Genomic DNA, 16672 nt, shown 5'->3' on the forward strand with positions numbered 1-16672 from the left:
CCATATTTAAAAAACTCATGTACATGCACGTAGGATAGGGTTCGAAATTCTGGGGGAAGAGAGTGAAAGTTTTTGCCCCGGTGCCTGACTATATGAGAGAAACAGCAAAGACATTGTTCGGAATCGACATGGAACATTTTTTACCGGGGCATTCCACATCTTGAAATTCACGCACTTGTGCTAATTGTGACAATCCTGAGCAATTACTACACAACACGTGATGTCTGGCTAAAATTCGCGGTTACTACGATTTTGGTATCTGACGGTCTCGAAGTATTTGTGTTCTCTATACAATGTGTGTGATGACCAATCCTGTTACAAGCGGTAGTCTTACTATAGGGCATGGTGCCTAAATAGCATTTGCTGCATGACACTCCACATCTTGAAATTCATATATCTATGCGAACTGCGACGGTTACAGCGTAATGACTACACGATACGTGATGCCTGGCTAAATTTTGCGCTACTACGATTTTGGTATCGGAGGGTCTCGCAGTATTTTGCGTTCTCTACACAATGTGTGTGATGTCCAATCCTGTTACAAGCGGTAGTCTTACTATAGGGCATAGCGCCTAGATAGCATTTGTTGCATAGGCGTTCTACATCTTGAAATTCACACATTTATACTAGTTGATTTACCCATGTTGTTCCTGTCAAAGGTGAAGTAATGGCAGAAGGATAGGATGGCTATATAAGGAAGTTGAGAACCGAAAGCAATTGAGTATGTGTTCCCTAGCGCATTAGTTCCCCTGATAGCGGGAAGAACTTTATACCGAGTTCTCGTCGCTATACAAGACGCTATACTGAACCCACGAGACACTCCATATTTAAAAAACTCATGTACATGCACGTAGGATAGGGTTCGAAATTCTGGGGAAGAGAGTGAAAGTTTTTGCCCCGGTGCCCGACTATATGAGAGAAACAGCAAAGACATTGTTGAGAAGCGACATAAAACATTTTTTACCAGGGCATTCCAGCCTTGAACTCCAGCGCTTGTGCGAAATTGCGGCGATTTTGGCATATGACTGCCTCACAGCATTTTTGGTTTCTATGTAACGCGTGTATATACCAACCTCGTTAAAAGCGGGGGTCTTACTATAGGGCATGGTGCCTAAATAGCATTCGCTGCATGACACTCCACATCTTGAAATTCATATATCTATGCGAACTGCGACGGTTACAGCGTAATGACTACACGATACGTGATGCCTGGCTAAAATTTGTGGTTACTACGGTTTTTGTGCACGACGCCTCGTAGCATTTATATTCTCTATGCAACATTCATACAGTACACTAGCAATTAGCATCAGAGATAACAGAGTTTTTGGTTTTTTTTGCCACGTATAAGAACTTATCTGCCCTTGCGAGCATTTGAGGAGGAGTGTCATCACTCTGTAGCCCCGTGACCCCCATACTTACAGTTTTCTTCAGAGTTACTGCGTTAGTAACAAAAGGTTCACATTCTATGAGCTCACGTAGTCTTTCCGAAGCAACTATTGCCTCGGCCATGGGCGTTTCCGGGAAAATAATGACAAATTCCTCTCCACCAAATCTAGCTAACAAGTCTGATACTCTTATGTTGTCAAATATCCTTCTGCAAAGTAATTGCAACAATTCATCTCCGATAGGATGGCCGTATGTATCGTTCACTTGTTTGAAACTGTCTATATCCAAAATGACGAGAGATAGATCTTTGTTGGTCTTCTGAGATTCAGTAACAATATTCTGGAAATACATGTCGAAATAGCGTCGATTATAGCACCCGGTTAGGGAGTCCTTTATAGACATTTCCGCATTGGTTTTAAGGTGCATCCTTAGGGCATCCTGATACCGTTTTCTCTTTATTTGCAGCGCGGTTCTTGCTATGAGTTCATTCTTGCACATTGGTGCCATTACATAGTCGTTTATCCCTATTTCAAAAGCCCTACTGAGGATCTCCGTATCGTCACTCTCATCAGGCAAAAGGAGCACCGGAGTGTATCGAGTATCAGCGTTGCTACGTAGATTAGAACACAACCTCAATCCATCGCCTGAAAAATGCAAATCCACTATAAATAAATCGCAGTCTCTGACATTGGCAAAATCTATTACTTGTGTGGGAGTAATAACTACAGTGTCTTTGAAGTGTTTCTGTAATGTGTTATTTACTACCTCAGAGCGGATCTTGTCCTCGTCTGCTATAATGATAGTGCCATCAGAAATCTGATTTGAATATTGCATTATACTACAATCTACCGCCTGCATATCGGCGCTGGTTTTCCCTCTCAGTCTAAGTTCATCTACTAAGAGTTTGAATTTCGTCAACGAGCGTATCCTAGAGAACAAGGCCATATCGTTTATGGGCTTTGTTAAAAAATCATCTGCACCCGCATTCAGCCCATTAACGCGGTTTTCTGAGGTGTTGTCTAAAGCAGTTACCATAACAACAGGTATGTACGTTATAGAAGGATCAGCTCTCAGCTTCCTACATACCTCAAAGCCGTCCATTCCGGGCATCATTACATCAAGCAATACAAGGTCTGGCTTACTTTCTTGTGCGATTTTTATAGCGTCAGGACCATTATTTGCTGTCAATACGCTGTAATACTCGGAGGTTAGTTTGGCTTGTAGTAACTTCAGATTATCCTCTAGATCATCAACTACAAGTATTCTTGCTGTCATAATCTATTACTCTATACATAAAACAATATCACTCTTGTCTAGCACATCGTTGAAAGTAGAAGACGGATGATAAAAAGAGTTGCTAGGTATAAACAATAAACATTTTTCCTAAGCGGCTTTAACTTAAGTACATGAACTGTCCCCATCTTCCTGTCCATTCGTATGTGTACACACTTCTTTACCGGAATTGCCACTACTTACAGTTTCGTCGCCATTGCCACTTGTAGCAGCTTCGCCGGAATTTCCACTCGCAGTTTCACCGTTACTTGCAACATCAAACGCTTCCGTAGATGCAGTATGAGGAGAAATGAGAGCAGTATTCCTATCCTCTTTCTTAATTAGATCTCTGATTTTATATCTTTTATACAACTTGCCATCGCTTCCGTATATATGGCTAGAATTCTCATCGTCAATGTCTATACTATCGCCAACACCATTAGTGCAAATGCCCTTGATAGTATCTAATACCTCGGTCTTAATCTCTTGAAACTTTTTATAGTACATAGCAACGTGCTTTATCGTTCCAGGAATCTTCCTGTGATCTACTACCAAACACCCCACCACAGCAATAAGCAACATTTCAGAAATGCCAAGGCTAAGCATTGCAATCCTTCTCGACCGTAAAAACGCTCAACGACCGTATTATCAGGACAAGCTTGCTGAGATCAAGTTGAGAAGAATCTATGTCTTCCAAAAATCTATAATAGGCATCCAAACGACTTTTATGCTGGGCACACCATGCGCTCACAGAGCTCTCAGCTATGTTTTTCGGCACATTAGTCTGAGCAGGGTATTCGCTCATTATGCGCTGCACTATGTTCCCAGTTATTATGGATTGATAATCACTCAAATCATCCAATAAGTTTCTTATCGCAATACGCTGCCAGTACGACGAAACAGCATCCATCTGCATAGCTAGATCCCGAACCCTTCCAAAATTCAACACGGACCACAACCTGAAAAATATCATGCCAACGGTCGATGTCTCCATTCCTGAGCTCTCTGAAATATATACGATATCCATCCCAAAGATTGAGAAGCGTAAACTGCCTATCCTACGCAAAATATCTGGATTTATACAATCTCTAGGCATGCTTCTGAATACTTCATTATATGCATCCAAAAACTCACCTGACAGTATGTTGCTTAAATTTTCCTCTAACGACAAAATCTGCGTCGAAATGATGCCTATCCTCTTCTCTATGTGCGCAAATTTATGCATATGTCTAAAAAACCAGAACGTTGCCTGGCCGATAAACTTCTGTACCTCTCTTACAATCTTAACGTAATCATGTACGTCTATTTTACCGTCTATTCTGTCTAACTCACTCCAAATATCGTCAAGATTGTATATACAAGTAGTGATAATATATACCCGCGCTATCATGTCCATGGCGATGCCCATGCTCTCCGTGTGGCTCACAAACACGCAGCCCATCCTGTTGACTATGTCGTTTGCTATACATGTAGCCAGTATCTCGTGCTTTAGCTTATGTTGTCGTATATATTTCTCAAACCTATTCCTAATACACTCTGGGAAGTAGGAAAGAAGGTACTTGTCTTCATATACCTCAGATAGACCCTGATCAAATAAAAAGGATGAATTGAGAATCGCGTTTTTCGTAAAAGTCCTGACATATGCAATCAGGACAGCTATCTGAGGCGCACTTAACCCTCTAGACTCGCTAAGCATTGTTTGTATTTCATCGTCGCTGGGTAAAAATTCTATGCTTCTATCCAGTGCTATAACTTTTTCCAGGTACAGCATGATTCTATGATGTTGCTCAACACGTTTCTGCGCTTGCATTGTTTCCAGCATCAATGCCCTGGTCTCAAGCTTGTTATGAGATTCCAAGATTATGTTTGGAATGTCGTACAACATGTCATCTAGTATCTTATTTCTCTCAGACATGGAAATAAAACCGTCCTTCACAGCCATTTCCAAGCATATCTTCAAGTTTACTTCAAAATCGGAACAGATAACCCCACCAGAATTGTCCATGAAGTCGGTATTTATCATGCCGCCCGCAGAAGAGTACTCAATTCTACCAAGCTGAGTGCAACCTAGATTACCTCCCTCGACAACCATGGAAGCTCTCAAAGACTTTCCGTCAACTCGCAGTAAATCGTTCGCCTTATCACGTACAGCAGAATTCTCTTCAGTAGAAGATTTTACATAAGTTCCTATGCCGCCATTCCATATCATATCCACAGGAGCTTGCAACATCATCTGTATGAGCTCAGTAGGAGATACACTTGTACGAGAAGTCTCAATAGCAAAACATTGCCTCATTTCTTCTGTCAGCTCTATGCTCTTCACCTGCCTACAGAACACCCCTCCACCCTTTGATATGAGTTCAGGATTATAATCCATCCACGACGAACCAGGAGTGTTAAACAACCTCTGTCTTTCTGTATAACTCTTCTCAATGTCCGGTGACGGATCAACGAATATGTGCAAGTGGTTAAATGCTCCCAGTAAACGCATTTTCTTGGATAGTAGCATGCCATTACCGAAAACATCTCCAGACATATCTCCTATTCCAATGGCAGTAAACGGCAGTTGCTCAATGTTTCTACCCATTACCCAGAAATGCCTGCACGCCGCAACCCAGGCACCTTTCGCAGTGATTCCTATTTTTTTGTGATCAAACCCTACTGATCCTCCAGATGCAAACGCATCACCTAACCAAAAGCCATACTCTTCTGAAACTTTGTTAGCATGGTCTGAAAAGGCAGCTGTCCCCTTATCAGCCGCGACCACAAGATAAGGGTCATCATCGTCGTATCGCACTACCTCTACGGGGGGTACGCACTTTCCATCTACTATGTTGTCTGTAACGTCCAATATCCCACGTAAAAAGTTCTTGTAGCATTCAACTGCAAAATCTGCCGACTTTCCACTTTGTTGCGATGTACCGCCTCGCACTATAAATCCTCCCTTAGATCCCACGGGCACAATTACTGAATTCTTTGTCATCTGTGCCTTCATTAATCCCAGGATCTCAGTACGAAAATCCTCAGTTCTATCAGACCAACGCAGCCCTCCACGAGCTACCTTACCCCCGCGCAAGTGTATGCCTTCAAACACATTGGAATATACATATATTTCCCTGAACGGGCATGGAAGAGGAATATCAGCTATTCCAGATGGATCTATTTTTATCGATATATAAGACTTATCAGGGTCCTGATAGTAATTTGTACGTACCGTAGACAATATGACGCCATACATACACCTAAGTACGTAGTCGTGAACTATGTCAGATATGCATGCGAACGACTCTTCAATATCTTTGCAGATAGAACTTATCAATCCTTTTCTATCTACGGAAATCTTTGGATCAAACTTAGCTTCAAATAATGCTACCAAAAGTGCAATAACTTTATGGTGCTTACGCACCACCTTTTGCACATAGGACTGACTATAGCTAAACGAAATCTGCTTCAAATATCTGCTTAAAGCCCTGATTAACAGCACTTCCTTCCAGCGCAGATTTGCTAGAAGAACCAAACTATTGAAATAATCACTCTCCGTCTGCTTGCAGAAGACCTTCTTCAGTACGATTTCAAACTGGCTCTTTGCAATGCTGTAGTCAGGAGATGTATTGGATTGAAACAATATAAAGTGGTGCATGCGGATGCACCTGTTGAGTATGTTGACATCGTAACTGTAGTGAAATGCAACCTTGACACCCATGTTTCTCACGATATCCAAAACCTTAGAGAGATGTAAATCACTCTCTAAGGGGACATATATCTTTAACTGGTACTGACTGCTCTTGTCTGATACAAATAAATCTACCTCCCAAGTACCGCTCCTGAGCACTTCGTCAATCTTCAATATATCGTGGCACGCACCTTCAGGCGTGAAATACTCTTGATAACTAACCGGAAACGCGGTAACGCAAGCACAGAACTTTTCATACATATTCTTCTTGTGCAATACCTGCAGCAGCTTGTCTTCCCATCTTCTAGTAGATTCTACTACAAGCTTTTCCACATCTCTCTCGGAAATGCCGCATTTTGCTACATGCTCTACCTTCAATGTGAACTGCAGCTTCACTAAGTCCGACTCGTTGTACATATTATAGTGATGACCTACAACGTTTCCGGATAGAGCGCCTTCCAACACCCTTGCCACTCTATTCGCAAGCTCAGTGTTTGCTAGATCTTTAGGTATAAAGATTATACACGTGATGAACCCATTTATCGCATCTTTCAGCATGAATAGCTTCACCTTCGGCGCGCTAGATAGAGACAAGATCCCCATGGAAATCTGAAACAACTCCTCTTCTGAGAAGTAGAATAGCTCCTCTCTAGAGAATTTCTGAGCTATAGCAACTAAAGCCTTGATGTTATGGCCATTCTTTATAAATCCTGACTTCTTCTCCACATACTCCACCTTTTGTCTTACTATGGGTATGTGTTGTGCACTTTGAAATGAGACGTGCGATGTAAAAAACCCGTAAAAGTGCTCTTCCCTTACCACTTTCCCGCCGGCATCGAAAGTCCTAAATGTTACACACGTGGTATAACCGTGCCTGTGCACAGGAGAGATAACATTAGACTGAGCTATGTATAAATGTCCCGCCACTCCGTCATCCACGCTTCTACAGTTTTGAGCAGCGTAATCCTCTATCTTCATCAACCCAAGACTATCTTCCTCCACCGCAGTTAAAACATTGCCCTGCGGTGACCTGACGTAGTTTCCATATCCCAGGAATACAAAGTTGTCTTTACATAACCACTGAAGAAAACTGCATATTTCCTCAAAGTTTTCATCACCATCCAAATCCGATAGTATACGCGAAGCACGGTCCACCATAGGCTGCCAATCGTGCACGCAACAAGCTACGCAACCCAGTACACCTTCTATGTCTTCCTTAAGCTTTTTCCTGTTACTTTCATTCGTCGGGCCAACCACAAAGTATGCTACCGACTCGCTAGTAGCGTCGTCAGCACGCGATTCCTCATGCCTAGGATTTATATTAACTATGCGACCATCAACTCTCTCTATGCTCAGTACGGTATTCGTATAATGATGTATGGAAAGACAGTGCTGCTTTATCGCTATGATGATGGAATCTACTATAAAGGGTAGGTTGTCGTTTGCAGTTTGGATGATTGTAAAATCTCCTGCTTCCTTGGATTCAGGTCTTGCTACCGTAAATACCCGGACCATTGCCTGTCCGCTCTTCCTGTTGCCTATAAACTCATACAGGCTACGCACCATGTTTAATAAAAACTCCCCGCTCAACTCTACGTCTGTGCTGTAGGAGAAATCATAAAACTTTTCAACAAAGCTTCTGAATGTGCTAGAGTCGGTATCTCTTGAGGAATTTTTGTTTAGGGCTTTTAGTACGGAAGACAGAACCTTTCCATCAAAACTTGGTGCTTCATCTCTACCGGCACGCATACTATGTACTCAAAAATCAAGAACAAAAACATGTGACCACAACAAAAGTCAGGATAGCATACACTATGCCAGTTAAAACACAATTAATTTAATAAAATTCTATCCACACAAAAACTACATAAATTGCGCTCACCTAAGGGCGGAGAGTGCAGGTATAAGTGCTATTTTTAGTTAGTGTATACTTAGTGCATACTCTCGTTTAATGAGAAGTGTGCCACATGTGCTAACAATCGAAATAAGTGAAGCCGAATTTGCGAATTAATGTACTGCCTATATAAGCGGTGGATGACAATATTATTGTATAATCGGAGATATAGAGAGATTATAAGCTTGGCGTCTATAGACATTGTTGCTGCATACAATTACTCAGGGTTAACGACTACGCCGCTATGGTGTCCAGAGAGTATATTTTCCTATACATGATCTTGTGGTTATGGTATTTCCTGCAATGACCAAATTGCTTTGGATTCTCTTATGGATGAAGATGGTAGAAAAGCTGTATCCGATATACTGGAGGAGGTAGGAGGATATGGAGAAGCAGATACTGTGACTCTTTTCGAGCTGAAAACTATATTGCATGATAGAGGATTCGGAGTGTTCATGCTTTTATTCTCTCTTCCGTTGGCTATACCCCTTCCTACTATACCAGGCTACACAACAATTTTGGCGCTGCCGTTGATACTATTTTCGGTGCAGATGTTAATGGGGCGTACGACTCCGTGGTTACCGGATTTTTTGGAAAGAAAGTCTTTCAAGCGTGGATTTCTTGCTATGGTAATAGAGAAGACCTCTCCGCTGCTGAAAGCTATGGAAAGGTGGACAAAGCCGAGGGTGATGTTCATTTTTTGCGGGCTGGGAAACAGAATTATAGCATTGATATGCCTGCTGTGTGCCTTGTCTATTGCCGTTCCATTGCCCTTGACCAACTTTATTCCTGCAGGTGGAATATCTGCAATAGCACTTGGAATGCTAAATAGAGATGGTGTTCTAGTTGTACTAGGCATAGTGTTAGGACTTCTGGGTCTATCGATAACAACCGTGGTCTTGATTGCGGGTCCAAAACTCGTTATAGAGATGTTCTCTTTTGTTTCTAAGTTTTTTACGCATGAAGCTGTATGACACGCTGAGCTCTGGTAAGACCTGCTTCATGCCATTGAATAGCGACTGCGTGAAAATGTACGTATGTGGGCCAACCGTCTACGATTTTGTACACCTAGGCAATATGCGTTCTGCCGTTGCATATGACATTCTGTTTAGATTGCTTAAAGCTTTATATCCGAAAGTTATTTATGTGAGGAACATAACTGACATTGACGATAAGATTATCAATGCTGTTCACTCTAAGTGTGAGGATATCAAGGAGTTCACGTCGAGATATACGGAATTCTTTCACGAAGATATGCAGGAGCTCAATTGTCTAGAACCCACATTTGAGCCAAGGGCAACTGAAGAGATCCCTTGCATGCTGGAAATTATATCCAAGCTAATTGACAAAGGCCATGCATATGTAGTCAAGAATACTGTGTACTTTAGCGTCGCGTCTCATGGCGCGTATGGCAGATTGTCAAAAAGGAAGCAGGAGGAGATGGTATCCGGTACAAGGGTTGATATTGACGAAGATAAGCGTCACCCTGGAGATTTTGTACTTTGGAAGCCTGCTACTGATGTAGATTTACGTCTTGGTGCGTATTGGGACAGTCCATGGGGGAAGGGTAGGCCAGGATGGCACATAGAGTGCTCTGCTATGAGCTATAAATATTGTGGTGATAGTTTCGATATTCATGGCGGTGGTGCCGATCTCATGTTTCCTCACCACGAAAATGAGCTTGCTCAGAATAACTGTGCTTTTCCAGATGGAGTGTATGCAAAATATTGGGTGCACAATGGCTTTCTTACCGTTAATGGTGGTGAGAAGATGAGCAAGTCTTTGGGCAATGTCCTGACTGTTAGGGAGCTGAAAGAAAAGGGCGTGGATGGCCAGGTGATGCGATATGTATTTCTAAGCACGCATTACCGCAAACCTCTTGACTGGAATGACAAAGTTGTTAGCAGTGCGAAAGTGGCAATGAAGAGAATATCTAGGGCTTGTCAGCAATTATGTGAAGGATATTCAGTAGAAAGCGATGACAGTGTGCAGATTAATGAAGGGGTCATGGAAGCTCTATTAGATGACATGAATACGCCGAAAGCGATTTCCATTGTGCACGACATGGTGACTCAGATAAACAAGATGCGTGATGTAGAGGGAAGAGCGAATTTGGCTAAGAGCTTAGTCAAAAGCATGAAGTTTATGGGAATGGACTTTGTTGGTAAAGAAATTGTAGGAGGCGAAGATGAGAGTGAATGGGGTGATACAAGTTGGATAGAAGCAAGCATAGCTGAGAGAAACGAGGCCAGGAGATTGGGGAATTTTGCTCTTGCGGATAGGATACGAGATGAGTTGCGCAGTAGGGGTGTTGTGGCTGTGGATGAAAAAGATGGGAAGACAAGTTGGTACTTCGAAAAAGACTCAGATAAGTGAGGGAATCCGCAGGAACTCGATTCTAAAAGCAATGCAGATGAAATTTGCAAAATGGTTTCACTGGCGTACTTTACTTGACTTGTTGGATATTTAATGACCTAATGAATGCATGGTCGATGTTGACAATTCTGCGGTTACTTGTAGAGTTGACCCTTGGGTTTTTCTTTTCTTAACTTGAAGGTTTAAATATGTCTTTACTAGATGCTAGACCTGTGTACAAGCCTTTCGATTATCCGTGGGCATATGATGCGTGGCTATGCCAGCAGCGGATACATTGGATTCCAGAAGAAGTTCCGTTGGCCGATGATGTTAGAGATTGGAAAACTACGCTTTCTGAGAAAGAGAAAAACCTTTTAACACAAATCTTTAGATTCTTCACGCAGGCTGATATAGAAGTAAATAACTGCTATATGAAGCACTACTCCAACATATTTAAACCCACTGAAATATGCATGATGTTGTCTGCATTTTCTAATATGGAAACTATACACATCGCAGCTTACTCTTACTTGCTCGATACGATAGGGATGCCTGAAGTAGAGTATCAGGCGTTTTTAAAGTTTGAAGCCATGAAGAAGAAGTATGATTACATGCAGCGATATGAGGAGTGTAAAAAGGGTGATAAGAGGCACGTTGCAAAAACGCTAGCGGTTTTTGGTGCGTTTACCGAAGGACTACAGTTGTTTGCATCTTTTGCTATTTTGTTAAATTTTCAACGTTTTGGCAAAATGAAGGGGATGGGACAAATTATTGCGTGGTCTGCGCGTGACGAGACTTTGCACACTGAGTCTATTATTAAACTATTCATAACTTTTGTTAATGAAAACTCTGAAATATGGGATAGAGATCTGCAGCAGGAGCTGTATGATGCGTGCAAAGCCATCGTAATGCTTGAGGATGAGTTCATAAATTTGGCCTTTGCATTAGGTGATGTTGAGGGGCTTTCTGCTGATGAAGTTAAAAGATATATAAGGTTTATAGCTAACCGAAGATTGAAGCAATTAAACTTAGATCCTATATATAACGTGAGTTCTAATCCCCTGCAGTGGCTGGATGAGATACTAAATGGTGTTGAATACACGAACTTCTTTGAAAATAGAGTTACAGAGTATGCCAGGGCTGCTACTGAGGGTACTTGGGATGAGGCATTCGAAGACCTATAGGCGGTGGTTGCTTATAATAGCGTTTTGTATTGCGGCGGCAACAGTAGCTCCCGTCGTTCGTGCGTCATCAGAGGTAATGACGCCCAGCAATTCAGGGCTTGATGCCAAACGTGCCATTCCAAAGGCATTTGTTGAGGGGGCACTTGGAACAGCAGAACAGAAAACTGTTCGGGGAGTGTTCTTTGATGTAGAAGGTAAGGAACTTACTTTTGAAGATTTCAAAGATAAGGTGCTTGTTTTAGTGTTTTGGGCCCATTGGAGCCTGGATTCCCTGACTTTGCTGCATGGTATGCAAAAGGTGAGGGATTACTTAGACTTGACTGATATGAAGGATGTGATTGAGATATTACCTATCTCTGGACACGCTGATGGGTTTTCTCCTAATAGGGTCGAAAAGATTGGTGTAGAGCACGGATTGAAGATGCCTTTGTACTTCGACCAGGAGGGTGCACTATTTGATTACTTTGAGGTGCGCTCTGTGCCACTTGCGCTCATTGTAGATAAGAGAGGCAAGGTTATCTACAGGGTTAAGGGATATATGAAATGGGATAGTGTTGCAGTGGTGAAGCAGCTGCTCACTATCGCGACAACTGAATCTTCCGGAGTACTACCCAGTTAATCTACATTCGCAGAGACACATAAGCGTTTATTATGCTTCGTTCTCTGCGCAATGACCTTCTGAGGCGTTCTTCTTGTTTTGTACTACGTTCAATGCGTACACACACAAATCCGCAAAACATATACCATTCTTCTTCGAAAGGTCGTGTAGCTTTTCCAAACTGTTTCGGACCTTTTCTGGTATTATTCCGCCGCGTTCTTTCGAAAGCCAGGAATTTTGGTGCTGTACCGGGTGAGAATCTGGCTTTGGTTCTCCAACATAGATGGCAAATTGTGAAACCTTGCCGCCTGTGAACTCACAGGGCACAAGAAATTTTTTTATAACAGGCATTTATACACCCTTGTTGCAGAATATTTCTAAAAATAAGGATCATAAAGCAGATGAGCAAGGTATAAACTACGCACACTACTACTGCATCCCATTTTATTATTAAAAAGCTTACTTTTTATGGATTGTTACGTCATATTGCTCCTTTTGTGCATTGTGAAACTTTGCAGCAAAGGGAGGTTAGTAGTATAACTTTGGCACACTGTAAATCACCGCAATATTATGAATAAGCGCATAGAGAAGCTGATTTTTTCAAAGGGAAAATGCGTTCCGCTTGACGAATTCATGAAGATTGCGCTTTATCACGAAGATTGTGGATACTACATGAAGAAAATGCCTTTCGGGAAGGAAGGGGATTTCATAACTTCTGCAGATATCAGCCAGCTTTTCGGAGATGTTATTGCACTCTGGCTTCTTCAATATCTGGAAAGTATTGGCGTTGCTGAAGGTTTCATTCTCATGGAACTGGGAGCGGGTAGGGGGACTCTTATTAGCGATATTCTAAGAGTTATAAAGGGATTTCCTCAGTATGACATGTTGCTGGAGGTGCATATAGTTGAGATTAGCCCGCTTTTACGCAGCATGCAGAAGCACAGCATCGGTAAGGATACTATGCGGCAGAAAAAATTTTTTTGGCACACTGAGTTACCTACGTCACTGCCAGATTGTCCAATTGTGGTAATAGCAAATGAATTTTTTGATGCGCTTCCTATAAAGCAATTTACGTCCGTAGAAGGTGAGATAAGAGAAAACTGTGTAATCTGTGACGGGGATTTGCTAACCATGGGAGATATGAAAGCTACGCTGCCTGAGGGGGCTTACGATAATTTAGAAGATGGTTATATTGTGGAAAATTGTGCTGCTGCAGCTGACATAGTAAAGCTTCTGGAAAAGCTTCTCGTGAAAAAAGGAGGAGCAGGGTTGATCATAGATTATGGTTATGTGCAACCAATATACAAGAGCACTATACAAGGTGTAATGAATCATGGATATTGCGATTTCTTAAAGCACGCAGGGGAGTGTGATATTAGCGCTTATGTGGATTTTGGGACATTGCAGAGAAGTTTGGATACAGTTGTCTCGAAAATTAGTACACAAAGGGATTTCTTGCACAATTTTGGGATAAGAGAAAGATTAGAACAATTAATGCAAAATGCCACAGTAGCTCAAGCACATGAGTTGCAAAGCTCATATTTGCGGCTTACAGAAAATATGGGTACTCTATTCAAAGCTATGATAATGCACGCTGTGTAACTATTACACAAGGCGAAGATTTTATATGCTTACGATATGTTTTTCCTATCGATTGTGCATTCGGTATTAGGTAATGACTGGAAGTAATTGTGGTGGCGATAACGTTGCTTTGATCAGGAATAGGGTAAAGCTATTCGACGTTGTATCAAAGAAGATAAAGCTCACAAAAAGGGGCGGCAGCAATCATTATGTGGGCCTCTGTCCTTTCCATTCAGAGAAAACCCCGTCATTTAACGTTAATTGTGACAATGAACTGTTTTACTGCTTTGGATGTGGTGTCTCAGGTGACGTAATACAGTTCGTATCCGATACTGAAGGGCTGGATTTTAAACAGGCAATGGCTCACCTGGCGCAGCTGTATGGCGTAACTCTCCAAAATGTTGGAGATAAGGGGGAGTTTGATTCTATGTTCGAGGCTATGGAGCGTGCTGCATATTGGGCTTCTGGACAGCTATTTAAGAGTAAGCAAGCAATGGCTTATCTCAAGGGTAGAGGCATAAATGGAGATACGATCAGAAAGTTTAGATTAGGATATATACCGCCTTCTGGTCTAAAGGCGCATCTGCTCGCAGCCAAGGTGAGCTTAGATGTCATACGCGATGCTGGACTGCTCAGTAAAAGCGGACAAGACTGTCTATATAACAGGATTACGTTTCCAATTTGTAATCCTATGGGTAGAGTTATATCCTTCGGTGGCCGGTCTATCGATCCTAACCATATTCCAAAATATCTAAATTCTGCTGAGAATGCACTGTTCAAAAAGAGGGAAAGCCTTTACGGATTAAATTTAGCTCTACCTCATGCTAGGAAATCAGGAAAAATGGTGGTGGTGGAAGGGTACATGGATGTATTAATCCTAAGCCAGTTAGGTGTGCAAAATGTAGTTGGAGTGCTCGGTACAGCAATGACTGAGTGCCACTTGAGAAATTTGTGGAGTATAGTTCCAGAAGTAATTATCTGGATGGACGGCGATAAAGCTGGATCTGCAGCATCAGTAAAGATAGCACGTACCGCACTTTCCATGATGAAACAGGGCGAGAGTGTACGCTTTGTGAGCGGAATAGCGGACAAAGATCCTTACGATGTATGCATAACCAGGGGATTAGATGAGGTAATGTCTTTTATAGACGGTGCAAGATTACTTTCTGAATTCATTTGGGAATACGAAAAGTCTTGTATTGATACACATGGTGCTGTCATGCCAGAGCAATGCATGTTGCTAGAAAGTCGAATCCAGGACTATACGTCAAAGATCAAAGATCCAAAAATCCTCAAGTACTATAAGGAATTCTTTTATCAGCAAATTAGGTCGTTACAAAATCCAGAAAGAACACGTTACAATAGGTATTATCAAAAAAAAAGTACTACTATGGATGCTGCAGGTGTGGCACACCATAGCCAACTACATAAATATCGTTTGAACGATGTCCCATTAAAAGCATGTATAGAAGAGAATTATCAAATACGCGTGCTTCAAATAGTTTTAGAGTATCCAGAACTGCTCGCAGATGCGTCTGTATTTGATCAATTTGCTAATATAGACTTCAATGACAATGGCAGGAGGTTGTTACAACAACATATAGTGGATATTGTGGGTACGGATGATACAGAATTATCCAATTATGGCTTGCTTGAAGAACTTATATCTAGAGCAGCGGAATTGAAGGGTGTGTTGCATTCTTTGATAGGGTATAAAGACGGATCTAAAGACGTCTTTCCAACTGGAGCTACTGGTGACAATGTACGTGTGGAATGGCAGAAGCTAATGCTATCAAGAGAGCTGAGTGAGATCCACGAGCAAATAATAGAATCTAGATTGAATGATAGAAATGATGTTGCAACGATGCTATCTGAGCGTGCACGGGAAATCGACGACGAACTCAGAAACCTGTGGTCATGTTAGAGGGGCCTGCAGCGTAGTTTCGGAGAGGCATAACCATCTTCAGCTGGGTTCCAGAAGGTATGTAGATTAAAATGACGGGAGCAATGCAGCAACGATACTTTCTGAACGTGCACGGGAAATCGACGACGAACTCAGAAACCTGTGGTCATGTTAGAGGGGCCTGCAGCGTAGTTTCGGAGAGGCATCACTGCCCTATATATAGAGCCAGTGTTGGCAGGCTACGATAAAAAAACGATGCGATTCAAGTATTAGAAGAACCCGCGTAGCTTCCTAGCACGACTCGGATGCCTAAGTTTCCTTAGAGCCTTGGCTTCAATCTGCCGTATCCGCTCCCTGGTAACGTTAAACAGCTTACCCACCTCTTCTAACGTGTGGATCCTTGCCTCCCTTTCCTATCCCCAAGCGCTGACGTAATGTATGCTCATTTTAGGCCAAGGATTCAGAGAGTGTAAGATTAAATGACGAACTCAGAAACCTGTGGTCACGCTAAAAGGTTTGCAGCATAGCCCCGAGACACTACAGCGTTTGCCAAATCCTAGGGGGCTGATAAAAATGATAGGAATGATGTAGCAGCTCTACACCGAAATATTAGAAGAACTAGGGAACCTCTGGTCATATTAGAGGGCCTGCAGCGTAGTTTCGGAGAGGCATAACCATCTTCAGCTGGGTTCCAGAAGGTATGTAGATTAAAATGACGGGAGCAATGCAGCAACGATACTTTCTGAACGTGCACGGGAAATCGACGACGAACTCAGAAACCTGTGGTCATGTTAGAGGGGCCTGCAGCGTAGTTTCGGAGAGGCAT

The 16672-nt window shown here is 42.2% G+C and carries 10 protein-coding genes and 1 pseudogene; 6 read left to right on the forward strand and 5 right to left on the reverse strand.

Annotated elements, in window-relative coordinates:
* Positions 1 to 1293: 1293 nt before the first annotated feature.
* From R4I06_RS02570 to R4I06_RS02580, 3 genes are all read right to left on the reverse strand, one after another.
* Complete coding sequence (locus R4I06_RS02570; RefSeq protein WP_334413968.1) at positions 1294 to 2661, reverse strand: PleD family two-component system response regulator; 1368 nt, start codon at positions 2659 to 2661, stop codon at positions 1294 to 1296.
* A gap of 123 nt (positions 2662 to 2784) precedes the next feature.
* The gene (tatB, locus tag R4I06_RS02575) at positions 2785 to 3264 is read right to left on the reverse strand and encodes a Sec-independent protein translocase subunit TatB (protein WP_334413970.1); all 480 of its coding nucleotides are present in this window, start codon (positions 3262 to 3264) and stop codon (positions 2785 to 2787) included.
* Complete coding sequence (locus tag R4I06_RS02580; protein ID WP_334413971.1) at positions 3257 to 8080, reverse strand: NAD-glutamate dehydrogenase; 4824 nt, start codon at positions 8078 to 8080, stop codon at positions 3257 to 3259. Before R4I06_RS02580 ends, tatB begins: the two co-directional genes overlap by 8 nt.
* A 474-nt stretch (positions 8081 to 8554) precedes the next feature.
* Between R4I06_RS02580 and R4I06_RS02585 the strand changes: the two genes are divergently transcribed.
* The 4 genes from R4I06_RS02585 (at position 8555) to R4I06_RS02600 (ending at position 12383) form a co-directional block, all read left to right on the forward strand.
* On the forward strand, positions 8555 to 9199 hold the full coding sequence (locus R4I06_RS02585) for an exopolysaccharide biosynthesis protein (RefSeq protein WP_334413973.1): 645 nt from the start codon (positions 8555 to 8557) through the stop codon (positions 9197 to 9199).
* Complete coding sequence (gene cysS, locus R4I06_RS02590) at positions 9186 to 10601, forward strand: cysteine--tRNA ligase (RefSeq protein WP_334413974.1); 1416 nt, start codon at positions 9186 to 9188, stop codon at positions 10599 to 10601. Before R4I06_RS02585 ends, cysS begins: the two co-directional genes overlap by 14 nt.
* 188 nt (positions 10602 to 10789) lie before the next feature.
* On the forward strand, positions 10790 to 11764 hold the full coding sequence (locus R4I06_RS02595) for a ribonucleotide-diphosphate reductase subunit beta (protein WP_334413975.1): 975 nt from the start codon (positions 10790 to 10792) through the stop codon (positions 11762 to 11764).
* On the forward strand, positions 11742 to 12383 hold the full coding sequence (locus R4I06_RS02600) for a TlpA family protein disulfide reductase (protein WP_334413976.1): 642 nt from the start codon (positions 11742 to 11744) through the stop codon (positions 12381 to 12383). Before R4I06_RS02595 ends, R4I06_RS02600 begins: the two co-directional genes overlap by 23 nt.
* A gap of 30 nt (positions 12384 to 12413) precedes the next feature.
* Here the strand turns inward: R4I06_RS02600 and R4I06_RS02605 are convergent, their stop codons facing one another.
* Entirely contained in the window at positions 12414 to 12713 is a 300-nt protein-coding gene (locus R4I06_RS02605) for a DUF2610 domain-containing protein (protein WP_334413977.1), read from the reverse strand.
* A 219-nt stretch (positions 12714 to 12932) separates the two neighbouring features.
* Here R4I06_RS02605 and R4I06_RS02610 point away from each other — a divergent pair, with 219 nt between their 5' ends.
* Both R4I06_RS02610 and dnaG read left to right on the forward strand, forming a co-directional pair.
* Positions 12933 to 13964: a class I SAM-dependent methyltransferase gene (locus R4I06_RS02610; RefSeq protein ID WP_334413978.1), complete on the forward strand. Its 1032-nt coding sequence runs from the start codon at positions 12933 to 12935 to the stop codon at positions 13962 to 13964.
* A gap of 73 nt (positions 13965 to 14037) precedes the next feature.
* Positions 14038 to 15867, forward strand: coding sequence for a DNA primase (dnaG, locus tag R4I06_RS02615; RefSeq protein ID WP_334413979.1), 1830 nt, complete (start codon positions 14038 to 14040; stop codon positions 15865 to 15867).
* Positions 15868 to 16115: 248 nt separating this feature from the next.
* Here dnaG and R4I06_RS02620 read toward each other — a convergent pair.
* Positions 16116 to 16290 (reverse strand): annotated as a pseudogene (locus tag R4I06_RS02620) (sigma factor-like helix-turn-helix DNA-binding protein); the annotation flags it as partial.
* Positions 16291 to 16672 lie beyond the last annotated feature (382 nt).

This window comes from Anaplasma bovis, assembly GCF_036903315.1.
Taxonomy (GTDB): Bacteria; Pseudomonadota; Alphaproteobacteria; order Rickettsiales; family Anaplasmataceae; genus Anaplasma; species Anaplasma bovis.